Source organism: Mycobacteriales bacterium, from assembly GCA_036497565.1.
Classification (GTDB): domain Bacteria; phylum Actinomycetota; class Actinomycetes; order Mycobacteriales; family QHCD01; genus DASXJE01.
This window is the reverse complement of sequence record DASXJE010000117.1, coordinates 1-26989: the sequence shown is the minus strand read 5'-3', so window position 1 is coordinate 26989 and position 26989 is coordinate 1. Positions and strand designations below refer to the sequence as shown.

General features: G+C 71.3%; 28 protein-coding genes. 16 read left to right on the top strand and 12 right to left on the bottom strand.

The features are described from left to right. Positions 1-2 precede the first annotated feature (2 nt). The gene (locus tag VGH85_10335; GenBank protein HEY2174194.1) at positions 3-4274 is read right to left on the bottom strand and encodes an FtsK/SpoIIIE domain-containing protein; all 4272 of its coding nucleotides are present in this window, start codon (positions 4272-4274) and stop codon (positions 3-5) included. A 102-nt stretch (positions 4275-4376) separates the two neighbouring features. On the opposite strand from VGH85_10335, the gene VGH85_10330 reads away from it, so the two are divergent. After that, positions 4377-5186, top strand: a complete 810-nt coding sequence (locus VGH85_10330) for a tryptophan 2,3-dioxygenase family protein (protein HEY2174193.1) — start codon at positions 4377-4379, stop codon at positions 5184-5186. A gap of 76 nt (positions 5187-5262) precedes the next feature. Then, complete coding sequence (locus tag VGH85_10325; GenBank protein ID HEY2174192.1) at positions 5263-5559, top strand: WXG100 family type VII secretion target; 297 nt, start codon at positions 5263-5265, stop codon at positions 5557-5559. On the opposite strand, the gene VGH85_10320 is transcribed toward VGH85_10325, so the two are convergent. Next, the gene (locus tag VGH85_10320) at positions 5556-5792 is read right to left on the bottom strand and encodes a hypothetical protein (GenBank protein ID HEY2174191.1); all 237 of its coding nucleotides are present in this window, start codon (positions 5790-5792) and stop codon (positions 5556-5558) included. The two genes, VGH85_10325 and VGH85_10320, sit on opposite strands and share 4 nt — an antisense overlap. Before the next feature lie 236 nt (positions 5793-6028). Here VGH85_10320 and VGH85_10315 point away from each other — a divergent pair, with 236 nt between their 5' ends. The 7 genes from VGH85_10315 (at position 6029) to VGH85_10285 (ending at position 11191) form a co-directional block, all read left to right on the top strand. After that, positions 6029-6661: a DUF6758 family protein gene (locus tag VGH85_10315; protein ID HEY2174190.1), complete on the top strand. Its 633-nt coding sequence runs from the start codon at positions 6029-6031 to the stop codon at positions 6659-6661. Between the two features lie 117 nt (positions 6662-6778). Further along, entirely contained in the window at positions 6779-6937 is a 159-nt protein-coding gene (locus VGH85_10310) for a hypothetical protein (GenBank protein HEY2174189.1), read from the top strand. Between the two features lie 5 nt (positions 6938-6942). Then, complete coding sequence (locus VGH85_10305; protein HEY2174188.1) at positions 6943-7449, top strand: PH domain-containing protein; 507 nt, start codon at positions 6943-6945, stop codon at positions 7447-7449. 56 nt (positions 7450-7505) lie between these two features. Further along, entirely contained in the window at positions 7506-8360 is an 855-nt protein-coding gene (locus tag VGH85_10300) for a PHP domain-containing protein (GenBank protein ID HEY2174187.1), read from the top strand. 22 nt (positions 8361-8382) lie between these two features. Continuing rightward, on the top strand, positions 8383-9000 hold the full coding sequence (locus VGH85_10295) for a MarC family protein (GenBank protein ID HEY2174186.1): 618 nt from the start codon (positions 8383-8385) through the stop codon (positions 8998-9000). Positions 9001-9078: 78 nt separating this feature from the next. Further along, the gene (locus VGH85_10290) at positions 9079-10332 is read left to right on the top strand and encodes a hypothetical protein (GenBank protein HEY2174185.1); all 1254 of its coding nucleotides are present in this window, start codon (positions 9079-9081) and stop codon (positions 10330-10332) included. Then, positions 10280-11191 carry a PD-(D/E)XK nuclease family protein gene (locus VGH85_10285; protein HEY2174184.1) on the top strand — a complete coding sequence of 304 codons (912 nt, stop codon included), beginning with the start codon at positions 10280-10282 and terminating at the stop codon, positions 11189-11191. Before VGH85_10290 ends, VGH85_10285 begins: the two co-directional genes overlap by 53 nt. Here VGH85_10285 and VGH85_10280 read toward each other — a convergent pair. Genes VGH85_10280 through VGH85_10265 form a run of 4 tightly spaced genes read right to left on the bottom strand, consistent with a single transcriptional unit; the run spans position 11134 to position 17511 of the window. Beyond that, on the bottom strand, positions 11134-12270 hold the full coding sequence (locus tag VGH85_10280; protein HEY2174183.1) for a LacI family DNA-binding transcriptional regulator: 1137 nt from the start codon (positions 12268-12270) through the stop codon (positions 11134-11136). The genes VGH85_10285 and VGH85_10280 overlap by 58 nt on opposite strands. A 30-nt stretch (positions 12271-12300) precedes the next feature. Continuing rightward, positions 12301-13113, bottom strand: coding sequence for an endonuclease/exonuclease/phosphatase family protein (locus VGH85_10275; protein ID HEY2174182.1), 813 nt, complete (start codon positions 13111-13113; stop codon positions 12301-12303). An 11-nt stretch (positions 13114-13124) separates the two neighbouring features. Further along, a complete protein-coding gene (locus tag VGH85_10270; GenBank protein HEY2174181.1) occupies positions 13125-13880 on the bottom strand; it encodes a phytanoyl-CoA dioxygenase family protein in 756 nt (251 codons plus the stop codon). Between the two features lie 40 nt (positions 13881-13920). Then, complete coding sequence (locus tag VGH85_10265) at positions 13921-17511, bottom strand: ABC transporter ATP-binding protein (protein HEY2174180.1); 3591 nt, start codon at positions 17509-17511, stop codon at positions 13921-13923. Positions 17512-17955: 444 nt separating this feature from the next. On the opposite strand from VGH85_10265, the gene rhaI reads away from it, so the two are divergent. From rhaI to VGH85_10245, 4 genes are all read left to right on the top strand, one after another. Then, positions 17956-19113: an L-rhamnose isomerase gene (rhaI, locus tag VGH85_10260; GenBank protein HEY2174179.1), complete on the top strand. Its 1158-nt coding sequence runs from the start codon at positions 17956-17958 to the stop codon at positions 19111-19113. Between the two features lie 43 nt (positions 19114-19156). Next, positions 19157-20137, top strand: a complete 981-nt coding sequence (locus VGH85_10255) for a hydroxyacid dehydrogenase (GenBank protein ID HEY2174178.1) — start codon at positions 19157-19159, stop codon at positions 20135-20137. Between the two features lie 81 nt (positions 20138-20218). Further along, the gene (locus VGH85_10250; GenBank protein ID HEY2174177.1) at positions 20219-20695 is read left to right on the top strand and encodes a DUF1203 domain-containing protein; all 477 of its coding nucleotides are present in this window, start codon (positions 20219-20221) and stop codon (positions 20693-20695) included. A 275-nt stretch (positions 20696-20970) separates the two neighbouring features. Then, a complete protein-coding gene (locus VGH85_10245; GenBank protein ID HEY2174176.1) occupies positions 20971-21552 on the top strand; it encodes a DinB family protein in 582 nt (193 codons plus the stop codon). Between the two features lie 13 nt (positions 21553-21565). Here the strand turns inward: VGH85_10245 and VGH85_10240 are convergent, their stop codons facing one another. The 3 genes from VGH85_10240 to VGH85_10230 are packed head-to-tail and all read right to left on the bottom strand — an operon-like array spanning position 21566 to position 23057. Continuing rightward, on the bottom strand, positions 21566-22207 hold the full coding sequence (locus tag VGH85_10240) for a maleylpyruvate isomerase family mycothiol-dependent enzyme (GenBank protein ID HEY2174175.1): 642 nt from the start codon (positions 22205-22207) through the stop codon (positions 21566-21568). After that, positions 22204-22695 (bottom strand): SRPBCC domain-containing protein, encoded by a 492-nt coding sequence (locus VGH85_10235; GenBank protein HEY2174174.1) that lies wholly within the window; start codon positions 22693-22695, stop codon positions 22204-22206. Before VGH85_10235 ends, VGH85_10240 begins: the two co-directional genes overlap by 4 nt. Beyond that, positions 22692-23057 (bottom strand): metalloregulator ArsR/SmtB family transcription factor, encoded by a 366-nt coding sequence (locus VGH85_10230; protein HEY2174173.1) that lies wholly within the window; start codon positions 23055-23057, stop codon positions 22692-22694. Before VGH85_10230 ends, VGH85_10235 begins: the two co-directional genes overlap by 4 nt. A gap of 143 nt (positions 23058-23200) precedes the next feature. Between VGH85_10230 and VGH85_10225 the strand changes: the two genes are divergently transcribed. Further along, positions 23201-23389: a hypothetical protein gene (locus VGH85_10225; GenBank protein ID HEY2174172.1), complete on the top strand. Its 189-nt coding sequence runs from the start codon at positions 23201-23203 to the stop codon at positions 23387-23389. Positions 23390-23400: 11 nt separating this feature from the next. Here the strand turns inward: VGH85_10225 and VGH85_10220 are convergent, their stop codons facing one another. After that, positions 23401-23673 (bottom strand): dihydrofolate reductase family protein, encoded by a 273-nt coding sequence (locus tag VGH85_10220; protein ID HEY2174171.1) that lies wholly within the window; start codon positions 23671-23673, stop codon positions 23401-23403. A gap of 109 nt (positions 23674-23782) precedes the next feature. Between VGH85_10220 and VGH85_10215 the strand changes: the two genes are divergently transcribed. Then, the gene (locus VGH85_10215; protein ID HEY2174170.1) at positions 23783-24154 is read left to right on the top strand and encodes a glyoxalase superfamily protein; all 372 of its coding nucleotides are present in this window, start codon (positions 23783-23785) and stop codon (positions 24152-24154) included. Positions 24155-24175: 21 nt separating this feature from the next. Here VGH85_10215 and VGH85_10210 read toward each other — a convergent pair whose 3' ends face one another. Beyond that, entirely contained in the window at positions 24176-25000 is an 825-nt protein-coding gene (locus VGH85_10210) for a MerR family transcriptional regulator (protein ID HEY2174169.1), read from the bottom strand. Positions 25001-25131: 131 nt separating this feature from the next. Here VGH85_10210 and VGH85_10205 point away from each other — a divergent pair, with 131 nt between their 5' ends. Then, complete coding sequence (locus tag VGH85_10205) at positions 25132-25512, top strand: nuclear transport factor 2 family protein (protein HEY2174168.1); 381 nt, start codon at positions 25132-25134, stop codon at positions 25510-25512. Here the strand turns inward: VGH85_10205 and VGH85_10200 are convergent. Then, the coding region (locus VGH85_10200) for an alkaline phosphatase family protein (GenBank protein HEY2174167.1) at positions 25513-26989 on the bottom strand (1477 nt) is incomplete at its 5' end.

Genomic DNA, 26989 nt, shown 5'->3' with positions numbered 1-26989 from the left:
GGCTATGGCGGGAGCGCACCGTCGGCCGCGACCTGGACGGCGCTGACCCGCCCGCCGACCACGAGCACCCCTCGCCCGGGTGGCGCCGGGCCGACCCCCCGCGGCAGGCGGACGCCGAGCAGGTCGCCGTCCGTCGGACTCGGCGAGAGCAGCAACCCGCACCGGCCCGCGCGGACGGTCACTGCCGGGCCCCGGAAGAGCATGGCGACCTCGTCGTTGCGGCCCGACGCGATCACGGCACGCATGCCGTCGTCGGACTTCAGTACGTCGGTGACCACGTCGCCGGCCGCGGTGTCGGTCAGCAGTGCGATGTCGTCGACGACAGTGACGACCGGACCGGCCTCGATCGCCTCGGCGAGTGGCCCGGCATCGCCCGGGCCGAAGACGCCGCGGACACCGGGCGTGCCGGCGAGTGCGCGCATTGGCGACCGGCGGGCGGCGACGATCGCGATCGGCGTGCCCTGGGCGAGCAGACTCGTTGCCATGGTGCGCAGTGCCGTCGACCGGCCGCTGCGGGCCGGGCCGGCGACCAGGAAGCCGGGGCCGTCGCGGGCGAGGTCGACTCCGACGGCGTCCGCGTCGTCCCCGCCCACGCCGACCAACGCCCAGAGCGGGCCCGGCGCTGCCGGCCCGGCGATGTCGGCCGGGTCGACGCTGGTCGGGAGCGCCCGCACGCAGAACGCGCGCGGTCGGGTGGGCACGCCAATCACCGGCCTCGTCGCGATATCACGCAGTGCGGCCGCCTGCGCCGGCCCGGACGGGTCCGGACCCAGCAGCGCCACCTGCGCCTCGACGGCACCGTCGACCGCGACGATCCGCCCGTCCGGCATCGCGTCGGGGACCGCGCGCGGGGACAACCCGGCGAGGCCGTAGTCGAGCGGGTCGGCGCAGCGGAGCACGACCTTCGTCGGGAGGGCCGCGGAGATCCGACCGGTGAGAGCCGGCCGGCCGCCGGTGACCACCACCCGCAGGCCCGCGGCGCTGCCTTCCCGCGCCAGCCGGAGCAGGGTCTCGACCGGCCTGCCGCCGTCGACCTCGTCGTAGGCCGCCTGGAATCCCTCCCAGCCGTCGACGAGAAGCAGCAGCCACGCCAGCCGATCGGCCTCCGGCACGGCCGCCCGCTGCTCGGTCACCGACGCGAAACCGCGGGCCCCGAGCAACGACTGGCGCCGGTCGACCTCGGCGGCCAGTCGGGCGAGCATCCGGTCGCCGCGGTCGACGTCGAGGCGCCCGCACACCGCGCCGCAGTGCGGCAGATCCGCCGCGGCGGAAAGCGCCCCGCCCGCGCAGTCGAGCACGTAGAGGTGCAGATCCTCCGGCCCGAACCGGCTGGCCGCCGCACCGGCGATTGTCCGCAGCGTCGTCGACCGGCCGCTGCGCGGGCCGCCGGCGACCAGCACCGACCCGCCCCGGGCGAGGTCGATCGCGTGGGTGGCCTGTCGCTGCTCGGCGGGATGGTCGGCCAGCCCGTAGGGCAGGACGTCGCCCGAGCAGGCGCCGAGATCGGCGAGCGTGACGACGGTGGGCAGCGGCGGCAACCACGGACGGCGCGGTGGATCGGTGTCGGGGTCGACGGCCGAGCGGATCGCCGCGACCGTCGTACGCAGATCGGTGTCGCTGTCGTCGATCGGGTCGGCCGGTGTCCCGCTGGTGTCGCCCGCGATGGACCACGGACTGAGGCGCACGGTGGGTCGGTCCGGCCGGATGCGTGACCCGCGACCCCGGCCGCCGACCCGCGCCGCCTGGAACTCCACCGGCGCTCCGGTGGCCGTCCGCGCGAATCCGCGTCCGGGGCGGGCCGCCGATATGCGGGCGGCGTCCGCGACGTCGAGGACATCGCGGGACTCGCTGTCGTCGGTCATCCGGAGCGCGAGCCGGAGACTCGTGTTGGCCCTGATCACCGGTGACACCACCCCCGAGGGACGTTGGGTGGCGAGGATCAGGTGCACGCCGAGCGACCGGCCGCGCATCGCGATGCCGACCAGTCCGGTGACGAAGTCCGGGAGTTCGTCGACGAGGGTGGCGAACTCGTCCACGACGATCACGAGCCGGGGGAGTGGCTCGGCCGAGTCGGTATCGGGGCGCAGGTAGCCGTCAATGTCCTTGGCGCCCACCGAGGAGAGCAGGCGTTCGCGACGCGCCACCTCGGCGTCGAGACTCCGCAGCGCCCGCCGGGTCAGATGATGGTCGAGGTCGGTGACCATCCCGACGGTGTGGGGGAGGTCGGCGCAGTCCTTGAATGCCGCGCCGCCCTTGTAATCGATGAGCACGAACGTCATCTGGTCCGGGCGGTTGGTGATCGCGAGGCCGAGGACGACGGTCTGCAACAGCTCGGACTTCCCCGACCCGGTCGTCCCCGCGACGAGTGCGTGTGGTCCGTCGGCCACCAGGTTGACGGCGTAGGTGCCCTGCGCGGATTCGCCCAGCACCACCCGGGTCGTCGGAAGGTCGGATCGTCGGCGGGCGCGGATCGCCTCCGCCGTCGGGACTTCGACACCGAGCAGGTCGAGCAGTCGGGACGTCGGTGGGGGCCCGTCCCGTCCGCCGGCTCCGCCGATCCGCAGCGGCGCCAGCGCGCGGCACACGTCGCTCGCCCAGCCGTGGCCCGCGCCGTCGATCACGATCTGCTCGATCGGCGGATCGTCGCCGGCCACCAGCCGGAGCCGGGTGCCGACCTCGCCGGTGACCTCGACCAGCGCACCGCATTCGGCCGGCAACAGGCGGGCGGCGCGGTCGCCGCAGATCGCGTAGATCCCGAGGGCCGGTCCCTCGTCGAGCAACCGCGCCACTCCCGGATCGTCGCGCAGCACCGACGCGCGGTCGATCAGGATCACGACGGAAGGCCCGGTCCATACGGCGGGACGGGTCGGCCGGTCCCTCGATCGCGCCTCCAGCAACGAAAGCAGCTCCCCGACCCGGCGACCGCGCTGCTCGGCAGTCACGCCGATCCACCTGCCGCCGTCGGGTCCGATGAGGTGCGGCACCCAGCGGAGCCACGACCACCGCCCGGCGCTGGCGTCGTCGGCGAGCAGCACGACCTGCAGGTCCTGCGGGCCGTGCAGCGCCGCCAACTGCCCGAGCAGTCCGCGGAGCAGGGCGTCGACCGGCGCCGACGGTCCGGCGACGCCGACCACCCCGCAGCCGCGCAGTCCGACGGTCACCGGAACCGATCGTGCGGTCGGCGGATCGACCGGCTGCCCAGGGCCGCCCGATCGGCGGACCGTGACCCGCGACGGCCGCGCGGCGGTGCCGAGCCGGAGGACGAGATGGTCGGGATCGGCGCGCCGCCGCTCCCAGAGCCGCTCTCCCGGGCCACAGGCGGTGCGCCGGATGACGGCGAGGTCGGGCGCCTCCGCCCGTCGGAGCCGGGTGTCCTCGGCCACGACGCGGGCGAGCTCGACATCGGCGCGGGCGCGGGCGGCGCGGTAGTCGGCACGCTCGCGGCGGCTGCTCCGGCGGAGTCCCCACCGGTCGCTCACCGCGGCACCGAGCACCATCACCGGAGAGAGCGCCGCGAACGCGAGATAGGCCGCCGACCGGAGTGCGAATGCCAGCCCCAGTCCGCCGAGCAGCGGCACGATCGCCGCGAGAACCGGCATCTTGCCGGGACTACGCCGGGCCGGCTCCTGCGGCAGCACCACCTCCAGCTCCGCCGGCGACGGACACAGTCGGGGCGGGCGATGCACGGTGAGCGTCCCGCCGTCGCCGGCCCGGACCGCGGCCGGTGGATCGGTCGGTACGACGAGGGTCAGGCCGGTCTCGCCGATCCGCAGCAGCGATCCGGTGGTGAGGGGGACGGGATCCGGGCCGACCGGCACCTCGTCGAGCGTGGTGCCGTTGGTCGAGCCGAGATCGTGCACGGTGACTCCGTCGCCGGACATCGCGATCTCGACATGCCGCCGGGACACATCCGGGTCGGCGACGGGAACGTCGGTGCCCTCGTCGCGACCCACCACGACCCGCCCGCGCGGCAACGGGTGCACAGCGCCGGCGTCCGGGCCGCTCACGACCCGAAGCTCGAGGACGCCGGACACTCCTCGATCGCGAGTGCCGGGCGAGCCCACTCCGAGAAAGCATCCCGACCGCAGGTCCGGTCCGCCGAGCGGTGCTTGCGCTGCCAGCAGGCGGGTCCCGGCGTAGAACCCGGCTGACGAGGCTCCGGCCAGGCCGGCGAGCTCGTCGGCGACGTCGCCCAAGGTGGTGCCGGGCTCGGCGTCGACGGCGACGTCGACCGGGGTGTGGCCGGGGGTGAGCAGGGTCAGTTCGAGATGCACGTCGCCAGTCTGGCCGGATCGGCCGACCGGACGGGGGCCCGAGCGGGAGCCTGTGGACAGCCGGGTGCCGTAGCGTCACCGGCGGTGACCCGAGGAGGTCGGATGGGTGGGGCTGGCGACACGGGCGGCGCGAACCGCAACTTCGGCGAGGAGGGTGCGCGGCTCTCCTACGGCAGCTACCTGCGGTTGCCCGAGCTGTTGGCCCAGCAGGTGCCGGAATCCGATCCGCCCGCGCACGACGAACTGCTGTTCATCACCGTCCACCAGGTCTACGAGCTGTGGTTCGCGCTGTTGCTGCACGAGCTCGATTCCGCCCGCGACGCAATGCTTCTGGGCGACAGCTATCTGCCGCGGATGCGGTTGTCCCGGGCGCACGTCGTCGAACGGCTCCTCGTCGAGCAGATCGACGTGATCGAAACGATGACTCCGCAGGACTTCCTGGTCTTCCGGACACTGCTCGCCCCGGCCAGTGGGTTCCAGTCGGTGCAGTTCCGGGAGATCGAATTTCTCTCCGGCGCGAAGGATGCGCGTTACGTCGACCGGCTGCGCGACGCGACACCCGCCGAGCAGTCCCGGCTCCGGCGCCGGCTGGACGAGCCGACCCTGTGGGACGGATTCGTCGCGCTGTTGTCGGCCGCCGGATTCGACGTCGGGTCGGAGTCGGCCCGCAGTGATTCGCTGCTGGCGCTCAGCCACGACCGGTCCGCGTACGGCGCGTTGTGGGACCTGGCCGAAGCGCTGATCGAACATGACGAGCAATGGGCGCGGTGGCGCGCCCGGCATGTCCTGATGGTCGAACGGATGATCGGCGGCAAGTCGGGAACCGGTGGATCCACAGGCGCGCCTTACCTTTCAGCGCGGCTCGGTTTGCGGTTCTACCCTCTGCTCTGGGAGTTGCGCTCACGCCTTTGAGTCACCACTTCGAGGGTGCGCGCGACCGTCCATTTCCCTCGCCCGCGCCGCGGGCACAGACACGGAGGTTGTCCCGATGTCAGGTGGAATCAAGGTGACGCCGGAGATGCTGCACGAGCTCGGCGGGCAATGTCATGCGAAGGCCGGTGAGCTGCAGGGTGCGAGCGACACCCTGCGCGGGCAGGTGGCGACTGTGGTCGGCAGCACCTGGAGCAGCAGTGCGTCGGCGCAGTTCGACGAACTGCACCAGAAATGGCAGCGCGGTCAGCACGACATGCACGAGGCACTGGTCGGCATCGGCACGCTGCTGCATCGCGCCGGCACCGCCTACTCCGATTCCGAACACCAGATCCGCGGGTTCTTCACCGCCTAGCGGTGCGACGGTGCCAGGATCGGCCGCATGAGCGATGACGCGGCAGGCTCCGGTCCGAACGACGACTCGATCGGGTCGGTGGCCAGTGCGGGATCGATCGGATCCGTCGCCAGTGCGGGATCGATCGGATCGGTGGCGAGTTCCGGGTCGATCGGGTCGGTGGCCAGCGCCGGATCCATCGCGTCGGTGGCCAGCGTCGGGTCGATCGCGTCGGTGGCCAGCGTCGGCTCCATCGCCTCCTGTCTGTCGGTCGGCTCGGTCGGCTCACTCGCGTCGATCGGCAGCCGACGGGCAGTCGGCGCAGTGTTTGGAGTACCGGTGGCCGAGTGGCTTGCGATCCAGGCGGTGCATCGGCACGCAGGACACCGGGGCAGCCGCCGGCGGGCGCGGCGGCTCGCCATGGTCCGGGCGCACCGACGGAGATCGCGGACCGCTTGACGCGGGCGGTGATCTCCCGCACGGTCAGGACGTGTCACATCCACCGTCCTGCCCTCGCTGCGGGGCCGGGCTGCGCTCGCCGAGCGCGTATTCGAGCGCGTGGCGGTGCCCGACACACGGTGCCGTCGCGCCGGTGCATGTGCTGCCCACCGCCACCGCCGAGGCCGTCGAGCACCTCCGCGCCCTCAGCGAGGTGCCCTGCTGGATCCCGTCGCCGATGCCGCCCGACTGGACCGTGACCGGGCTCGCCTACGCCGGCGACGAGCGCAGCCGGGGGAGAGCTGCGGTGCTGGCCTGCGCCGGACCGGCGCCGCTCGGTGGTGTCGCGGACATGCTGCTGGTCGCCGAGGAACCCGGTGTCGGGCTCGGCGCGGGCTACGCCGGCCTCGACGAGCCCGATCCCGGACCGGCGGTCGGCGGTAGCCGGGCGACCAGCATGAAGGCCGGCGGGCATCCCACGGCGCTGTGGGTCGTGCCGAGCGACGACGACCGATGCGTGGCCGTCGGCGAGGCCGCGGGGTTGTGGTTGTGGGCGATCCTGTGGCCGGCCGCGGCGGGCTACGTGCTGGCCGAGGACCTCGAACTGCACGACCTGCGCGAGTCGGTGCCGCCCGACTTGGTCGTCGGCGCACCGTCGCCGTACCTCATGCGCCGCGGGCGCTGACCGCGGACGTTCCGACGGTCGACACACAGTGTTTACGGCGCGTCGGTTTTTCTTGAGCGCCCGGACACGGTAAAACTACGAGGTTGAAGATCAAGTCGGAAGGAGAGGAGGCTGGCTGTGGTCTCGACCAAGAAGCTGGTGAGCTGGCTGGCGATCGCCTTCGTGATCTTCTATGTCATCCAGTCCCCGCACCAGTCCGCCGACATCATCCGCTCGATCGGGAGCGGGCTGAGCTCGGCCGCCAACCAGATCGCGGAGTTCGTCAGGTCTCTCTGACGTCGATGTCCTCCACTCCGCACAAGTACCTTCTCCCCACCGAACGCCGTGTGGTCGAGGTGCGCCGACACCCGGCGATGCTGTTCTGGCCGCTGGTCCAGACGGCGATCGTCATCGCGGTCGCGCTCGTGCTGTCCTACCTGGTGCGCCACAACAGCCTCGTCCAGGAGATCGTGGGCGGCCTCGCGATCCTGGCGCTGCTTCGGCTGGCCTACCTCTTCGGTGACTGGTGGGTCGAGCGCTTCGTAGTCACCGACCAGCGCGTGCTGCTGTCGTCGGGGCTGTTGACCAGGCGGGTGGCGATGATGCCGCTGCGCAAGGTCACGGACATGACCTATGAGCGGTCGGTGCTCGGGCGGCTGCTGGGTTACGGCGAGTTCATCATGGAGTCCGCCGGCCAGGACCAGGCGCTGAGCCGGGTCCCCTACCTGCCGAGGCCGGACAGCCTCTATCTCGAGGTCTCGCAGCTGTTGTTCGGCCGCGGTGCCGTCCACGACCAGTACTCCGACTGACCGGGTTCGGTGCGCCAGAGGGCCTTGTGATCGAGGCGGGGGATACTGCAGCGACGATGCGCATCGACCTGCACACCCACTCGACTGCGTCGGACGGCACCCTGCCGCCGGCGGAATTGATGGCCGCCGCCGCCACGGCGCAGCTCGACGTGATCGCCCTCACCGACCACGACACGACCGCGGGATGGGACGGGGCGGCCGCGGCGCTGCCCGCCGGCGTAACCCTCGTGCCTGGGGCCGAACTGTCCTGCGTCGTTCCGGTCGCCGATCGCCGGGTCTCCCTGCACCTCTTGGCCTACCTCTTCGACCGCACCGAACCGGTCTTCGCCGAGGCGCGGGCGCGGCTGCGCGACAGCCGGCTGCGTCGAGCCCACAGCATCGTCGACCACATGACCGCCGACGGACTGCCCATCACATGGGACCGCGTGCAGGCACTGTCCGACGGCGCGTCCGTCGGGCGCCCGCACATCGCCCGCGCGCTGGTCCAGGCCGGTTCGGCCGCCACCGTGGACGAGGCGTTCGCGCAGCTGCTCAACTCCAGAAGTGCCTACTACCTCCCGAAGGACGACATGGATGCCTTCGCCGCGGTCCGCGCCGTCCGTGGAGCGGGCGGCGTGTCGGTGTTCGCGCACCCGCTCGCCCGGCGCCGCGGCCCCGTCGTGGGCGACGACGAGATCGTGGCCCTCGCCGAGGCCGGCCTCGGCGGTCTCGAAGTGGACCACACCGACCACACCGCGGCCGAGCGGGCGCACCTGCGCCGGCTGGCGGCCGACCTGCACCTGGTGGTGACCGGATCGAGCGACTTCCACGGCTCGAACAAGACGGTGACCCTGGGCACGTGCACGACCGATCCCGCGCAGTACGACGCCCTCGTATCCGCGGCGACCGGGAGCCGACCGGTGACCGCGTGAGAGGCGCGGCCCGGTCCCGCCGATGAGTCACTGGTTCGACGCCCGCTACTTCGGCGAGGCGTTCGTCACCCTGCTGGTCATCATCGACCCGCTCGGTACGGTGCCGATCTTTCTGGCCCTGACCCGGGAGCGCAGCCGGCCGGCCCGGCGCCGGGCCGCCTGGCAGGCGGTGCTGGTCGCCTTCGTGGTGATCTGCGCCTTCGCGGCGTTCGGCCAGCAGATCCTGTCCTATCTCGGGATCGGCATTCCCGCGTTGCAGGGTGCCGGCGGCCTCCTCCTGCTCCTCGTCGCGCTGGAGCTGCTGACCGACCGGGCGGACGAACCCCGCGAGGTCGAGGATGTCAACGTCGCCCTCGTCCCGCTCGGTACGCCCCTGCTCGCCGGGCCCGGGGCGATCGTCGCCGCGATCGTCTTCGTCCGCCGCGCGAACGGCGCCGGCGACCTGGTCGGCCTGGCGGTGGCGATCATCGCCGTGCACCTGGTGCTCTGGGTGGCGCTGCGCTACTCCGGCGTGATCATCCGGGTGGTGAAGGACAGCGGCATCGTGCTGCTGACCCGCATCGCCGGGCTGCTGCTGTCGGCCATCGCCGTGCAGCTGGTGGCCGATTCCGTGATCGGCTTCGCCCACGGGGCGGGGTGACCCCACCGGACCGGCCGGTCGACCACAGCGGTCCGTCGGAGTAACCGGAGGGCACCCGGGGCAGCTACCGTGGGGAGGGTGAGAAAACTTCTGGTGGTCCTCGCCGCCTGCGCCGCCGCCGCGTTCGTCGCGCCGCAGCAGGCACTCGCCGCGGACCCGGTCGACACCGCCGCGTCCGCCTTGCAGAGCACGAACGTCTACGTCGCCCCCGGCAGCACCGTGAAGCTGGACAAGGGCAAGGTGCAGCAGGCGATCGGCAACCACCGGCTCTACGTCGCCGTCCTTCCGGCGAGCGCCGGTGACCCGTCGACGGCGGCAGACACGATCGGCTCCGCGCTCGGCCGCGGCCGGATCACCGTCGCGGTGTTGTCCGGTACGACGCTCGCCGCCCGATCCGGGGCATTCTGTCCGGGCGCGGCCGCCGACGCCGCCCGGAAGGCCTCGGCCGCGCACCCGGTCAGTGCCGGCGGCGACGCCACCACGATGTTCACCTCGCTCGTGAGCGACCTGGGCAACGAGCCCCTGTGCGGTTCCGGCTCGGGCGCGGCCGCCGGCGGATCCAACGGCGGCGGCGGACACACCGGCCTGATCGTCGGCCTGGTCATCCTGGCGCTCGTGGTGGGTGGCACGGGCTACTGGCTCTTCACCCGGCGCCGGGCCCGCAGGCAGCGGCTCGAGGGCCGCCGGGCCGAGGTGCTGTCCCTCTACGGGCGGCTAGGAGCCGACGTGGCCAACCTCGACGCCGGTACCGATGCGGTCGCCCGGCAGGCGATCGCCGACGCGTCCGAGCGCTACACCGCCACCGGTTCGCTGCTCGAGCATGCCGACACCGACGGGGAGTACGACGCGGCGCGGCGTACCTCGCTCGAAGGTCTGCAGGCGGCCCGCACGGCACGCAGCCGGCTGGGCCTCGACCCGGGACCGGACCTTCCCCCCATGACGCCGACCACCGGCGAGCGGCTCACCGAGGAGAGCGAGGTCACGGTCGGCGACAAGACCGTGCGCGGCTACCCGGACTACACCCCGGGCGCGCCGTACTACTTCGGCGGCGGAGGCGGTTACGGCGCGGGCTGGTACTCGTTCCCGTTCTGGGAGACCTTGCTGATCGGCTCGGCGCTCGGCGGCTGGGGCGGCGGTTGGGGTGGCGGCGGCTACGACGCCGGATACAACCAGGGCTACGACGCCGGTCAGGACCAGAACGACGGCAACGGCGGCGACTGGGGCGGCGGCAACGGCGGCGACTGGGGCGGCGGCGGCGGAGACTGGGGCGGCGGTGGAGGTGGCGGCGACTGGGGCGGCGGTGGCGGCGGCGACGGTGGCGGCGGCTGGTAACCCGCAGGTGAGTGGACAGGGAGAGCAGCTCGACCTCGCCGGGATGCCGACCCGCCTCTTCGCCTGCACCCCGTCGAAGCTCGCCTCCTACGGCGACTGCCCGCGCCGGTTCCGGATGACCTATCTCGATCGGCCGGCGCCGCCGAAGGGACCGCCGTGGGCGCACAACACCGTCGGCGCGGTCGCGCACGCGGCGCTGAAGAAGTGGTGGGATCTGCCGGTGTCACGGCGCACGGCCGAGGCGGCCGGCGCCCTCGTCGACGCGGCCTGGACCGACGACGGCTTCCGGGACACCGCACAGTCGGCGTTCTGGCGCGGCCGGGTCCACCGCTGGGTCTACGGCTACGCGCAGACCCTCGATCCGCGCGACGAGCCGGTCGGTGTCGAGCGCAACGTCGCGGCCACCACCGCGCGCCTGGCGATCTCCGGCCGGGCCGACCGCATCGACGAGCGCGACGGCGAGGTCGTGGTCGTCGACTACAAGACCGGTCGGCGGGAGCTCAGCGAGATCGACGCCCGCTCGTCGCAGGCATTGGCGTTCTACGTGCTCGGGGCGCGGCGCACGCTGCACCGTCCGTGTCACCAGGTCGAGCTGCACCACCTGCCGACCGGCGCGGTGATCCGCTGGACGCACACCGAGGAGACGCTCGCCAGGCAGGTCGGCCGGGCCGAGGCGACCGCGGACGACATCATCGCCGCGACGGACACGGTCTCGGCCGGCGCCGACCCCGACGCGGTCTTCCCGGTCCGCACCGGACCGCACTGCGGCTGGTGCGATCTACGCCGGCACTGCCCGGCCGGTCAGTCCGCAGCGCCGGCGCGCGAGCCCTGGGCCGGGCTGCCCGAGCCGACCGCCTGACTGGACTCCCGGACCACGAGCTCCGGGCGGAACAGCAGCTGCTGGTGGCGGTGCTCCGGGTCGACCGCCTCGGCCAGGAGCAGGTCGGCGGCGGCGTGGCCGAGCCGGTACTTGGGCTGCCGCACCGACGTGAGCGGCGTCGCGAGCATCTCCGCGAACTCCACGTCGTCGTAGCCGACCACCGCCATGTCGTCCGGAACCGTGATTCCGCGCTGGATCAGGGCCCGCAGCACGCCGAGGGCGGTCACGTCGTTCACGCAGCAGATCGCCGTCGGCCTACGCCGGCCGCCGTCGAGCATCCCGGCGACAGCCGCCTCGCCGCCGTGGGCGTTCATCGCCCCGGTGCTGACCTCGACGATCACCTCGTCGGGATTGAGACCGGCCGCCCGAACCGCCTTGCGCAGGCCCCGCCGGCGGTCGGCGCACTGGCGGATGGCGCGGGGTCCGTTGACGAACCCGATCCGCCGGTGGCCGAGCGCAAGCAGGTGGTCGCCGGCCAGCTCACCGCCCCGCACGTCGTCGACGGCGACCGAGCACAGCTCGGGGCTGGGGCTCGGCCGGTCGAGTAGGACCACCGCGGTCCCGAGCCGGCGGGCCCGCTCCAACTCGGCGACGTCGCGCGCCGCCGGAGTGATGAGCACGCCGAGCACGCGCTGCTCCTCGAGCATGGTCAGGTAGTGCGACTCCTTCTCGCGGGAGTCGTCGGAACTGCACAGCATCAGCACGCATCCGGCCTCACTGAGCCGGTCCTCGATGCCCCGCGTCACCTCGGTGAAGAACGGGTTGGCCACGTCGAGCACGATCGCGCCGACCGCGCGGCTGCGCCCGGCCCGGAGCTGGCGGGCGGAGGCGTTGCGGACGAAGCCCAGGTCCTCGATCGCGCGCCGTACCCGGGCCTGCGTCGTGTCGGCGACCAGATCCGGGTTGTTCAGCACGTTGGAGACCGTCCCCACCGAGACGCCGGCGAGGCTCGCGACGTCGCGGATGCTGCGCCGGGTGGTCGCCGTCGGCTTCGCCGAGCGTGCGGTGCGGGCCGGACGACGGCGAGCCGGCGACTCATCGGGGGTACGGGTCGTCATGGCGCGATGGTAGATGCGGACTGAAAGCTTTCAAAGAGGTGGTGCCAGGTCGGCCGTGACACCGAAGTGGTCGCTCGCCCACACCCCGTCGACCGGCCGCTCGAACAGCTGCCGGCAGGAGCGGACGGCGAGGGTGGGCCCGCCGTGCTCGCCGCACCGCACGAAGATGTAGTCGATCCGCCGGAAGGGCCAGTCCCAGTCGGCCCCGAGCGGGTTGTCGGGGACGAACGTGTGCCCCGCCTCTCCTGGCCGCGCGCTCGCCCAGGCGTCCCGGTAACAGACGCTCGTCGCGTCGAGCGACTGCCGCCCGCTCCAGAACCGGATGCTGGCCGCCTCGGGGTCGGCGTCCATGTCGCCGGCCAGGACGACGTGCCGGCCGGTCTCCTCGACGAGCCCCTCGACGAATCGGGCCGCGACCACCGCCTGCTGCTCGCGCTCGTATTCGAGGCCGAGCTGCCAGTTCGGCAGGTGGTTGACGAACAGCAGCGCCCCGATCGGGGCGTCGATCTCGGCCACCAGCGTCGTGCAGGCGAAGTCGGCGGTGCGCGGGCTGACGTCGAGGTCGACCTCGTGGACCCCGTCGACCGGCCACCGGCTGGCGATGGACACGCCCTGACCGTCGGGCTCCCGGCGGCGCTGGTGAACCAGGTGGTGGGACGGCAGTATCTCGGCCACCTGGTCCCGTTCCTCGGTCACCACCGACTCCTGCAGCGCGACCAGGTCGGGGTTGAGCTCGGCGAGGCCGGCGGCGATGACCGATCGCCGCGCCGGCCAGTCGCCGCGCAGCCCCCAGAGGTTCAGGGTGGCGACCCGAAGGACATTCCCGGGCGCGGCGGCGGCCATGTGCGGCGTACTCAGACCCCGAGGATGTACGTCGCCGCCGGGCTCAGCCGCGCCGCCGTCTCCGGCCTGAGGTAGGCCTGCTGGTCCAGCTGCTGGGTCACGCCCCGGCGGCAGAACGCGCCGTGCAGCGCGCGGCGCGGGCGGTCCGTGGTGTTGAGGGTGCCGCCGTGCCAGGCGTGGCTGTTGAAGACCACTACGGTGCCGGCGCGGCCGAGGACGAGGGCCTCGTCGGGGTGGGTCGCCGCGGGGTCGGCCAACGCGTCGCCGGGCACCTTGCCGCTGCGGTGCGACCCCGGGACGATGCGGGTCGCGCCGTTGTGTTCGGTGAAGTCGTCCAGCAACCAGATCGAGTTGCACACCTGGTAGCGGCCCGGCTCGGGCGGCGCCGCGAAGTCGGTGTGCAGGGCCTGGTGGCCCTGCCCCGGAAGCGCGGCCCGGCTGTTCAGCGAGAACATCTTGAAGTCCTCGAGCACGTGCGCCATCGCCGCGAGGACCCGCGGGTGGGTGAGGCACACGTCGAACATCGGGTCCTTGTTCACCAGGTCGGAGAGCCGGTCGGTGCCCGCCTCCTGGTGCACCTCCAGCCCGGCGCGTTCGCCCTCCGCGGCCGTGAGCTCCGCGGTCCGCCGCTGTATCGCGTCGAGCTGGTCGGTGTCGAGGAGGTCTTCGAAGGGAAGGAAACCCTCCTCGTCGAGGCGGGCCCGCTCCTTGTCGGTGAGATCGCCGGACGTGACGCCCAGCTCGGTCAACGCGGTCGTGATGTCCACTGCCCTGTCCTCTCCGTCGCCGATGTCTGTACTCCGCCGGTCAGGCGACCGCCTCGGTCCGGCGCTCGTCGACCACCTGTCCGTTGTCGACCGTGACCACCCGGTCGACCCACTGCAGGGACTGCGGCCGGTGCGCGATCACGATCGTCGTACGCCCGGCCGACGCGACCCGCATCGCCCGGTTGACCAGTCCCTCGCTGGCGAGGTCGAGGTTGGAGGTCGCCTCGTCCAGGATCAGGATGGACGGGTCGACCAGCAACGCCCGGGCCAGGCAGATCAGCTGCCGCTGACCGGCCGAGAGCGACCTGCCGCGTTCCTGGACCACGGCAAGGTAACCCCCGTCGAGCTCGGTGATGAACTGATGCGCACCGACCGCCCTCGCCGCCGCCTCCACCATCGCATCGGTCGCGTCGTCGCGCCCGTAGGCGATGTTGTCGCGGATGGTGCGCGAGAACAAGAACGGATCCTGCGGCACGTATCCGAGCTGCCGGCGGAAGCCGCCCAGGTCGAGCGAGCGGAGCGGCCGCCCGTCGACCAGCACCCGGCCGTCGGTCGGGTCGTAGAAGCGGGCCATCAGCTTGGCGATGGTCGACTTGCCGGCACCGGTGCGCCCGACGAACGCCACCCGCTCGCCGGCCGGGATCGTCAGGTCGACCGTCTTCAGTGCGGGCGCCCGCACGCCGGCGTAGCGCAGGGTCACCCCCTCCAGCTCGATGTCGCCGCGCAGCCGGCCCTGCCGGCTCGGCTGCTCCGGCTCCGGCGTCGAGGTGGTGCGGGCCAGCAGGGTCGTGATCCGGGACAGGCCGACCTTGGCCCGCTGGTAGACGTCGAACACCGTGGACAGCTGCTGCACCGGCGCGAAGACCTGCGCCAGGTAGAGCAGGAACGCGAGCAGCCCACCGATCGGGAGCGTGCCCGCCCCGACCAGCCGGCTCCCCACCAGAAGGGTCAGCGCGATCGCCACCACCGAGAGCAGGTCGATCATGGAGACGTAGAGCGAGGTGGAGCGCAACGCCGTCTCGCTCTCCCGCAATTGGCCGCGGGCGATCGCTGCGAACCGGCCCAGGTTGACCTGCTCGCGGCAGAAGGCCTGGGTGACCCGCACCCCGGCGATCCCCTCCTGCAGCACGCTGTTGAGGACCGACATCTGCTCCCGCGCCCGGTCGTACGCCGGCCCGGCGGTGCGCCGGTACCAGACGGTCGCCACGGCCGCCGGGGGGACGACGGCGAGGACCACGAGCGCCAGGTGCACGTTGAGGATGACGAGTACGCCGGCCATGCCGATGCAGGTGACCACCGCGACGATCGCGTTGATGAGTCCGACCTGCAGCAGCTGCGACACCGTGTCGACGTCGCTGGTCATCCGGGTCATGATCCGCCCGGCCTCGGTGCGGTCGTAGAAGTCGACCCCGAGTCGCTGCAGGTGGGCGAAGATCCTGACGCGGAGTGCGAAGAGCAGCCGCTCGGTCGTCCGGGACGTGAACAGCGTGGTCGCCCACATGTCCCACCAGTCGACGAGGGCCACCGCGAGGTACGCCGCACACGCACCGACCAGCAGCAGCTGGGAGTGCGAGACGAGCGCGGCGTCGACGCCGTTGCGTACCAGCAGCGGCCCGACGAGGGAGGCGATCGCGTCGATGAAGACCAGCAGCAGGCCGATCGCCAGGGGGCGCCAGTGCGGGCGGAGGAAGGTCGGGAGCCGGAACCCCTCGCTGTGCTCGGCCTCGCCGTCCGGGTCGATCTGCGGCTCGTCGATCACCGGCCGAAGCGTCGCGATGGCGCTGGCGAGCTCCTGCGTCGGAGGCGCGTTCAGGTCGCCGAGGTCGGGGGCGACCCACGCCTCCCGGGTGACGGCGCCGTCGACGATCTCCGCGGGCTCCTCGGCCGTCGTGCCCGCGGTCTCGCCGAACAGCCGGCCGTAGAGCTCGGACCGCTCGAGCAGCTCGTCGTGCGTCCCCTCGTCGACGACCCGGCCGTGGTCGAGCAGCACCACCCGGTCGGCGAGCCGCACGGTCGACTCGCGGTAGGCGACGATGATCGTCGTCCGGCCGGCCAGCCGGGGACGCAGGTTGTCGTGGATCTGCTTCTCCACCCGGACGTCGACCGCCGAGGTCGCGTCGTCGAGGACGAGGACCTCCGGGTCGGCGAGCAGCGCCCGGGCCAGCGCGATGCGCTGCCGTTGCCCGCCGGACAGGGCGATGCCGTTTTCGCCGACCTGGGTGTCGTAGCCCTCGGGGAGGGTGGCGACGAAGTCGTGGATGACCGCCGCCTGGGCAGCGGCCTCGATCTCCTCCTGGCTGGCGTCCGGCCGCGCGTAGGCGATGTTGGCCGCGACCGAGTCGGAGAAGAGGAAGCTGTTCTCGAAGACGATCCCGATCCGCCGGCGGAGCGCCTCGAGCTCCCACTCCCGGACGTCGACGTCCTCGAGCCGCACGGCACCGGAGTTCACGTCGCGCAGCCGCAGCAGCAGCTGCAGCGCGGTCGACTTGCCGCAGCCGGATGGTCCGACCACCGCGACCGTCTCCCCGGGGTCCACCCGCAACTGCAGGTCGGACAGCACCGGCCGGTCGGTGTCGGGGTAGCAGAAGGTCACCCCGTGGAAGGAGACGCCGCCACCGCCGCGGGGCGGCTCGGTCCCGATCGGCGGGGTCTCGACCCTCGACGGGAGGGCGAGCAATTCGGCGATCCGCTCGCTGCCGGAGCGGGCCAGCGGGCCCATCGTGACGATCGTGCCGAGCACCCGGGTAGAGCCGGTCAGGTCGGCGAGATAGCCGGCGAAGGCGAGGAACGTCCCGACGGTGAGGTGACCGCGCAGCGCGAGCCAGCCGCCGAGCATCAGGAGCGCGACCTGGCCGAGCAGCGGGGCGGCCTGCAGCGAGGCGAGCAGCGGTGCCCGGACCCGGATCGCCCGCACCCGGGCGCCGAACATGTCGGTCAATCCGGCCACGAAGCGGCCGAACTCGGCCCGCTCCTGTCCGAAGCCCTTCACCACCCGGACGCCGGAGACGGCCTCCTCGACCGTCGTGACCATGTCCGCCTCGCGTTGCTGGGACACCCACCCGGCGGCGTACGCCGTCCGCCGCATCCGGCGGCTCAGGGTGAAGACGGTGACCAGCACGACCGCGATCACCAGCGACAGCGGTGGCGACAGCACGGCCATGATCCCGAGCGCGAAGACCACCTTGAGCAGGTTGCCGATCGCGATGGGGAGCCAGCCGACGAGCTGCTGGACGAGCATCAGGTCGGAGTTGGCCCGGGACACGAGCTGACCGCTCTGCAGCCGGGCGTGCCCGGCGGCGTCCAGGCGCTGGAGGTGGTCGTAGAGCTCGGTGCGCAGGTCGCAGGCGACCTGCAGGCTGACCCGGCCGCCGTGGAAGCGCCAGAAGGCGGCCGTGGCGAAGCGCCCCACGCCGAGCGCGACGAGCAGGCAGATCCACGGCATCAGCCGCCGGTGGTGGCTCACGATGGCCCCGTCGACGATGACCTTCTGCACCAGGGGTACGGCGACGACGGTCCCCATCCAGAGGATCGACGAGACGACGGCGAAGCTCACCTGGCGGCGATATCGAAACAGGTACGGGAGCAGCCAGCGCAGCCAGCGACTCTTGGGGTCGGCCCCGTGGGTGGACACGGTCTTCTCTTCCTGCCGACGGCTGGTCAGGACATGAGGGCATTGCGGCACAGGACACCCCGCCGTCGACGGGTTGGTGTCAGGGTGGTCGGCGCCGACCGACCTGTCAGTGCGCGCTGATGGCTGTCAGGAGAGCGCGAGCGTCCTGATCGCGAGGATCGCGGTGGATGGGGGTGAGGGTCGAAGCGAGGTGCCTGAGGGCGCGGGGTCGGTCGTCGACCAGGCCCGGCCGGCTGCTCTGCATGTGCCGCTCACGTTCCTTCCGAACGTCGCGGGCGGATCAGGTATGGCCACGCAACAGTGCGCGCCAGTCCGGTAGCCTACCGCGACTCCTAGAACGTTTCACGGTGACCCGCGGAAGGCTGATGGCTTGACGCTCGGTGCCAGGCTACCTAGGGTGCCCAGAAGGCTGAATCGTTTCATCGGAGACGGACGGGAGCGGGTATGGCGACGAACCTCGTGAAGGAAGCCCTGCGGCGGCAGCGGATCGAGACACCGTCGTGGGCGTACGGCAACTCCGGGACGCGGTTCAAGGTCTTCGCGCAGGAGGGCATCCCCCGCACGCCTTACGAGAAGATCGCCGACGCGGGTCAGGTGCACCGCTTCACCGGTGTGGCGCCGAGCGTCGCCCTGCACATCCCGTGGGACAAGGTCGACGACTACGCCGACCTCGGCAAGCACGCCGCGGCCTGCGGAGTGCGCATCGGGGCGATCAACCCCAACACCTTCCAGGACGACGACTACATGCTGGGCAGCGTGTGCAACCCGGATCCGCGGGTACGCCGCAAGGCGGTCGACCACTTGATCGAGTGCGTCGAGATCGCCAAGGAAACCGACTCGGACCTGCTCAGCCTGTGGTTCGCGGACGGCACCAACTACCCCGGCCAGGACTCCATGCGGGCCCGGCAGGACCGGCTGCACGAGACGCTGGCCGAGACCTACGCCGCGATGCCGTCCGGCATGCGGATGCTGCTGGAGTACAAGTTCTACGAGCCGTCCTTCTACCACACCGACGTCTGCGACTGGGGCGTCTCCTACAGCCAGTGCCTGCGCCTCGGTGAGCAGGCCCAGGTGCTCATCGACACCGGCCACCACGCCCCCGGCACGAACATCGAGTTCATCGTCGGCCTGCTGCTCGGCCAGGGCCGGCTCGGCGGCTTCCACTTCAACTCGCGGCACTTCGGCGACGACGACCTGATGGTCGGCTCGGCCGACCCGTTCGAGCTGTTCCTGATCATGAACGAGATCGTCGACGCCGACGAGCTCTCCGGGTCGGTGGCCTTCATGCTCGACCAGTGCCACAACATCGAGCCGAAGATCCCGGCCGAGATCCGCTCGGTGATGAACGTGCAGGAGGCCACGGCGAAGGCCCTGCTCGTCGACCGGGACGCCCTGGCCGCCGCCCAGTCGGCCGGGCAGGTGCTGGAGGCCAACGCCGTACTGATGGACGCGTTCAACACCGACGTACGCCCGCTGCTGGCCGAGCTCCGGGACGAGATGGGGCTCGACCCCGACCCGATCGCGGCCTACAAGCGGTCCGGCTACGCGGAGAAGATCGCCGCCGAGCGGGTCGGCGGGTCGGCGATGGGCTGGGGCGCCTAGGCCGCCGGGCCCAGAGATGAGCAGACCGGTCACCGTTCTTGCGATGTCCCCGGATCTCCCGGGTCGGCTGTTCACCGCTCCGACCCGCGCGCGGCTGACGGCTGCCGCCGAGGTCGATCCGGACCTCGTGCTGCGTGACTTCACGACCCCGCCGGCGCGGGCCGCGCTGGCCGACGCCGAGGTGCTGCTGACCTGCTGGGGCTGCCCGCCGGTCGACGAGGCGGCCCTGGCCGCGGCGCCACGGCTCCGGGCGATCGTGCATGCGGCCGGGACGGTCAAGGGCCACGTCACCCCGGCGGTCTGGAGTCGGGGGGTAACGGTGTCGACCGCCGCCGACGCCAACGCCGTACCCGTCGCCGACTACACCGTCGCGATGATCCTGCTGGTCGGCAAGCGGGTCTTCGCGCTCACCCGGCAGTACCGCGACCGGCGCGGCAGGGTCGACGTCCGGGGCGAACTCGCCGCGGCCGGCAACTACGGCCGCCGGATCGGCATCGTCGGGGCATCCCGGGTGGGGCGGCGGGTCATCGAGGCGCTGCGGCCCTACGACCTCGAGGTCGTCGTGTCCGATCCGTTTCTCGACGAGCCCGGCGCCACGAAGCTGGGCGTGCAGCGCCTCGATCTCGACGAGCTGCTCGCCACCTCAGACGTCGTGAGCCTGCACGCGCCGGCGGTGCCTGCGACGCGGCACCTCATGGACCGCCGCCGGCTCGGCCTCATGCGGGACGGCGCCACCCTGATCAACACCGCGCGCGGCTGGCTGGTCGACCACGACGCGCTGATCGAAGAGCTGACCGCGGGCCGCCTCGACGCGGTGATCGACACCACGCTGCCCGAGGTCCCGCCGCCGGACTCACCGCTCTACACGTTGCCCAACGTGATCCTCACGCCGCACGTCGCCGGCGCGCAGGGTCTGGAGATCCGCCGGCTGGGGGAGTCGGCCGTCGGCGAGGTGCAGCGCTACGCCGCCGGTGAGCCGTTCGCGTTCCCGGTGGTCGCCGCCGAGCTCGACGCCATGGCCTGAGCCGGGGGCGCATTTGGTCCGGGCGACGCCAGGTCCGATTCCCGCCGGTCTTTCGGACCGGCACCGGCCACGCTGGACCGCATGAGTGAGATCCGATACCTGCCCATCGACCCCGACCGGCTCGACGCGATGCGCGACCGCGGCGCCGACGAGTTCGGCAACCCCTGGACCCTGCGGTTGGCGGAGGGCTGGGAACCGCTGCGCTGTTGCCTGCGCCCGGCGACGGCCGATGAGGACATCGCGCTGATCTGCTTCAGCCCGTGGACCGAACCGAGCCCGTGGGCGGAGGCCGGACCGGTGTTCGTCCACTTCGGCCGCTGCGCGGGATACGCGGCGCACGACGACTTCCCCGAGGCGTTCCGGCGGCGGCGCAGCATGCTGAATCCCTTCGACCACACCGGATCCCGGGCGTACGACCACATCACGTTCGTCGATCGCGACGACGACCACGAGGCGCACATCCGCAAGATCCTCGCCGAACCGGACGTCGCCTACCTGCACGTCCGCAGCGCGACCGCCGGTTGCTTCACCTTCGCCGTCCACCCCGCGCAGGCGTGACCAAAACGCACTAGGAGTGCGTTGTGGTCCACGACACGCCGTACTCGCTCCCCAAAACGCACTAGGAGTGCGTTTTGGTCAGCGGACCGCTCGTGGACAAAACCCACTAGTAGTGGGTTTTGGACTTGCCGTAGGGCGTGTCGTGGACCAAAACCCACTAGTAGTGGGTTTTGTCCAGCGCGTGCCGAGCCTGCGGCGCGGGACTGTCGGAGCGGGCTGCCATCATCCGGGCATCCGGCCCGCAGCAGGCAGGTCCGAGCAGAGGTGACATCGCGATGCCCGCACTCGTTCCTCCGGTGGCCGACGAGCGGGACGGACTGCTGTCCTACCTCGCACACGAGCGCCAGGCCCTCCTCCTCGCGGCTTACGGGCTGACCGACGAGCAGGCGCGGGCTACGCCGACAACGAGCACGCTCTCCGTCGGCGGCCTGATCAAGCATGCCGCCAACGTCGAGCGGGGCTGGATCGACACGGTGCTCCAGCGCCGAACCCCCAGGACGACGGAGGACTACCTGGCGGCGTTCCGACTCGGCCCGGACGAGTCCCTGGCCGGCGTACTCGACGACTACGAGCACACCGCCGCGGAGACCGGTACGGCGCTCGCCGCCATCCCCGACCTCGACCTGGCGGTGCCGGTGCCGCCGGGGAGCCCGTGGCTCCCGACCGACATCGACGGGTGGTCGGTGCGCTGGGTCCTGCTGCACCTGATCTCCGACACCGCCCGCCATGCCGGCCACGCCGACATCATCCGCGAATCGATCGACGGTGCGACCGCATACCCGCTCATGGCCGCGGTCGAACACTGGCCGCCTTCGCCGTGGGTGCAGCCGTGGCAGGCACCGACCCACCAGGAGTGAGTACCGGGCCGGGTCACGCGCCGGTGAAGCGCGTGCTGGGCTCTCCGCGCAGCAGACCCGCGGGCAGCCGCCGGCCGCACAGCACCAGGAGCAGGTCCTGCGCCGTACCGGACAACGGTGTCCCGGAGCCGAAGGACCAGTCGATGTCGTCGGCCCGCAACTGGACCCCGTCGAGCTGAGTACCGAAGTGCTTCAGCGTCTTCGGGGTGGACATGCCGGTGAGAACGGTCCGTAGCCGTTCCTCGGGCACACGCCGGCCGATGCCCAAAGGCACCGTGATGTCCAGCCCGTGGATGACGTCGTGGGTCAGCGCACCTTCGAAGCCGCCACCGGGCGGCTTCCAGGGATACGTCGCATTGTCCCGCAACACTGATACGAGTTCGTCGGGCGCTGTGGCCGCATCGCGGCGCGCGCAGCGGTCGGCCATCCGGTGGAACTGTCCGCCCGACCTGACGACCTCGGCGACGAACCGCGGCGTCGAATACCGGAACGGCATCGTCATGTGCGCCACGACCTCACGCACCCGCCAGCCGGCGCACAGCGTCGGCAGATCCCAGCACCGGTCGGGCAGACCACCGAGCACGTCGGCGAGGTCCCGGCGCTCGGCCGCGATCATCGCGCGGATCTCGCGCTCCGTCGTCGTCGAGCTCGTCATGACGACGCCTCGTCACCGACGACGTTCTCCTGCCGGGACGCGCGTACGAGCGTCGAGAGGTAGTCGGCGAAGCGGTCGAGCGAGGTCGAGAAACCGGCCTGCGCCTCGCGGCTGCGGAATGCCTCCGGCACGTTGACCTGGTGGATCCGTACCTCGGTGCGGGAGTCGCCGAGGTCGGAGAGCGTCGACGTGGTCGTCACACCGCTCCCGGTCTCGGTCCACACCAGGCGTTCCGGCTCCACGACCTCGACGAACACCGCGCGCGTCGGGTATCTGCTCCCGTCGGCGTCGTTCACCATGACCGTCTCGAACACGCCGCCCGGACGCGGATCGACGGTGATTTCATCGAGCGGGGCGCTCATCCCGGTCGGGCCCCAGAAGTGGGTCAGGTGCGCCGGTTCGATCAGGCACCGGAACACGAGTTCTCTCGGGGCGTCGAAGACCCGGGTGTAGACCAGCTCAGCCACCTCGGGAGTTGCATTGCTCATCGCTGCTGTCCTTTCTTGCTCCGGGAGGGCGTTCGTTGGAGGGTGCGCAGGTGCGCGTCGAGCTTGTCGAACCGTTCAGTCCAGATCCGCCGGTTGTCCTCGATCCAGGTCAGCGCCGAGTCGAGCGCGTCACGCTCCAGATGGCAGGGGCGGAACTGCGCCTGCCGGGTGCGCGAGATCAACCCGCTCTGCTCGAGGACCTTCAGGTGCTTGGAGATGCCTGGCAGGCTCATGTCGAAGGGCGCCGCCAACTCGTTGACCGTGGCGTCCCCCTTCGCCAGGCGGGTCACGATCGCCCGTCGGGTCGGGTCGGCCAAGGCCGTGAAGGTGGCATCGAGGCGGTCCTCCACCGTCGTCGTCATCGTCCCGCCATCTCCGGGTTCGCGGCCCTGCTCGGCGAGTGGCCCTGGTAGCCGCTCGGTACTGCTACTTCACCATCTGGTTGATTAACTGTCAAGCTAAATAAGCACGGAAAGCTGTCATACGCCGGGGATACCGTCCCTTTGTGAGCGCCACCACCGTCCTGATCTGCGATCGGTGCGGAGTGCTGCTCATCCCGCCCCGCCCGATGAATCCGCGGGAGATTCGGTTATGGGCGCGCGAGAGCCCGGATCGTGCTGACAACTGGATGACGTCGATGCCCATCGGCGGTCTCGACATCTGCGTGGCCTGCAAGGTTCCGGCCGGTGTGTAGCGGGCCGCGCCCTATCCCGCCCGCGGGGCCCGGTATTCCAGCAGCACGACGCCGGCGGCGAATGCGGTGGTCCTGGTCAGGCGCAGGCCGGCCGCCACCTTCTCGGGAAAGAGGCGTTCGCCATACCCCTGTACGACGGGATAGACGAAGAGCCGGTAGACGTCGACCAGCCCGGTCGGCAGCAGGGATCGGACGAGGGTTGCGCTGCCGGTGACGGTCGAACCAGCCGTCCATCGGCGCGATGACGCCGTCGAGGGAGATGTTCTCAGTGACCACCAGATCACGCATATCGGCCGGACTCATGGGAGCTGTGACCTTGGTCGCCGCGGAAATTCATCGGTGCGGTCGTGTGATCGGGCCAGATCTGTCGGACCCTACGCGTAGGTTCCGGCCATGGATTGGAAACTCGAGCTCGTCCCCGTCCCCGTCACCGATGTCGATCGTGCGAAGGCCTTCTACGTCGATCAGGTCGGCTTCAACGCCGACCACGACTTCCAGGTCAACGAGGAGCTGCGCTTCGTCCAGCTCACCCCACCCGGTTCCGCGTGTTCCATCTGCATGGGCACCGGGATCACCACGATGACACCAGGCTCGCAGAAAGGGCTGCAGGTCGTCGTCGACGATGCCGCGGCGGCCCGCAGCGAGCTCGCCGGCCGCGGGGTCAAGGTCAGCGACATCGACGTGCAGGACTGGGGCACGTTCGTCTACTTCGCCGACCCGGACGGCAACACCTGGTCATTGCAGCAGGTGCCACCACGGCCGTAGCGCCGATAGGCGTGGGATCCGTCAGCGTCCGCTGTCGGAACGGAAGATCGGCCAGCCGATCTCGGTCTCCCAGGTGTCTTCGTCCAGGGTGTCGTGCGAGTTGCGCAGGTAGTACTCGCGCAGTGGACCGTCGACGCTGATCTCGTGGCCGGTCGCGTAGGACCCGAGCTTTCCGTAGGTGAGGTCGACGTCGGTCAGCGATCCGTGATGAGTCATGACCGCCAGTTCGACGGCGGGTACCACCAGAGGAACGACCCGGCCGATCCGCCGGACCGTCCCCTCGACCGGGATGAAGACGGTCGCGGCGCCGCTGTCGTGCTGATAGAGATCGCTCGAGTAGAGCCCGCCGCTCGGCCCGGTGGCGTGCAGGTGCTGCGCGTGCACGGTGGCGTGCAGTTCGCCCAGAGCCCCCTGCCACCACGACTCGATGTCGTCGCGGCCGACGACCTGCGCGATACCGACCGCCGGCGTCGCGCGCACCGTCCGGTGCTCGACCTCAGCGGTCGTCTCGGGCTGCTCCAGGAGAGTGCGCAGCGAGTTGGTCGCGCCGCGCGTCCGGGCCAGTTCGGCCTCCAACCGGTCGAGATGCCTGGCGATGAGGGCATTTCGGGTCGGAGCATCGGGTGCGAGGAGCACGGCCTTCACGTCGGCTACCGGCATCTCCAGATCCCGGAGCCGCCGGATGACCTGCGCCGTAGGGATCTGCGCATGCGCGTAGTACCGGTAGCCCGTCTGCGGGTTGATCTCTGCCGGTACGAGCAGGCCGACCTGGTGGTAGTGCCGCAGCATCTTGACACTCAGGTGCGTCATCCGGGAAAAGTCGCCGACCGTGAGCGCTGCTGCCATACCGCCAGTGTCGACTCTCCCCCCATGGGAGGGTCAAGCGGCCATTGCGGGCTTGACCCTCCCGCGGGGAGAGCGGTGAGCGTGGACTCGTTGCCGACCGGCGACGTCACCACACACGAAGGAGCACGACCATGACCACCGCATCCCACCTGACCGGCGTACTGGCCGAGCACGTCGCCGCCGTCAACGCCTTCGACGAGGACGCGATCGTCGCCACGTTCGCCGACGACGCCCTCGTCAACGACGCACATCGGGAGTTCTGGGGCACCGAGGCGATCCGGCGCTGGGTCGCGAGGGAGATGGTCGGAGACAAGGTCAGCCTCGAGGTCGTCGAGGTCGTCGACCATTACGGCGAAACGATCGTGCGTGCCCGCTACGACGGCGAGTACGACAGGACGAATCTGCCCACCGAGCTGATCCTGACCAACTATTTCACCGTCCGGGAGGGCAGGATCGTCAGCCTGATGGTCATCCACAACACAGCGGTCGACGGTGGCCCCTCCGCCGGGTGATCAGGGGCGTTCGATCTTTCCGGCGAAGCGGTAGGTGAGCTCATCCACGGCGGAGACGGTGACGTCGTACCAACCGTCGGCGGTGGGCCAGTCGACGCGGACCGTCCGGCCGGGGCGGACCTCGACGATGCGCTCCTCTGCGCCGAAGTCGTTGGCGTGCAGCGTGAAGCGCGCCGCCCGCCGGCTCTTGTTGGACAGCCGAAGCTGCAGGGCCCGCGAATGCCCGGTCTGCAGCCGGGACGACACGGCCGTGTCACCGGTGTCGCTGCCGGCGAAGGTCCGCAGGAATCCGTTGGGTCCGTGCAGTTCGACGTCATAGCGTCCGTCGCTGGTGGCGACGTGCCAGTCCGCGGAGGACTTTTCTCCCACGAGCAGCGGCGTGGCGGTGATGTCGGCGGCCAGCTTGTCGTAGCCGAGCAGAGACACGGCCGCCGAACCCGCATTGTCGGCCCGGATCCGGAGGGTGTGGCCGCCGACGCCGGCGTCCGCCGTCACCTGGTAGGGCAGGATGCGTTGTCGGCGGCTGGCGAATTCCGGCTTGGGCCGGTGCTGCTGACCCGTCGGCGGCGGGGTGGCCGGCGGCAGTGACTTCTCCGCGTCCGCGATGCGTACGAGCGCCGCGGTGTCCGGCAGGGTCGGGATGCTCGGGTCGTGGTGGGTGAAGTCGAAGCAGCTGGTGAGGTCGCCGCACACCTCGCGTCGCCACCGGGAGATGTTCGGCTCGTGGACTCCGGTAAGCGCCTCGAGGAAGCGGATGACCGAGGTGTGGTCGGACACCTGCGAGTCGACCCAACCGCCGCGGCTCCAGGGCGAGACGACGGTCATCGGCACCCGCGGCCCGAGGCCGATCGGCAGCCCGGTCACGTATTCGCCCGGCGTTCCGGGTGCCGGGAACGGCGCCGGCAGGTGGTCGAAGAAGCCGTCGTTCTCGTCGAAGTTGAGGAAGACGACGCTGGATTCCCACAGCTTCTCGTTCGACCACAGCGCTTCGAGCACCCGGTTGGTGTAGTTCGCGCCGTCGGCCGGGCGGGCCTGCGGATGCTCGCTGTAGGCGTACGGCGCGACGACCCACGACACTGTGGGCAGCGACCCGGACCGGCAGTCCCCGATGAACTGTTCGAGCACGTGGTCCACGTCGTGGCCCTTGCCGGCATCCGGCTTCCAGGCGGCGCGCAGGCTTGCCCGCTGGGCGAGCCGCCGCCGTTTTGGATCGGACGAGGCGAGTGCGTCGTGGTAGGCCTGGAATAGCCACAGCGGATTGTCGCCGTAGTCGCCGACGTAACCGTCGGCCCCGTCGCCGACCTCGTCGTTGGCATAGACCTGCCAGCTGACACCGGCCGCCTCGAGCCGCTCCGGGTACGTCGTCCAGTTGTAGACCGGTACGTAGTCGGCGGGGTTGGAGATCGCCGGTCCGCCGGCGGCGCCGGCCGGGTCGATGGTGCCGGTCCAGTGGTAAAGCCGGTTGGGCGTCGTCGGA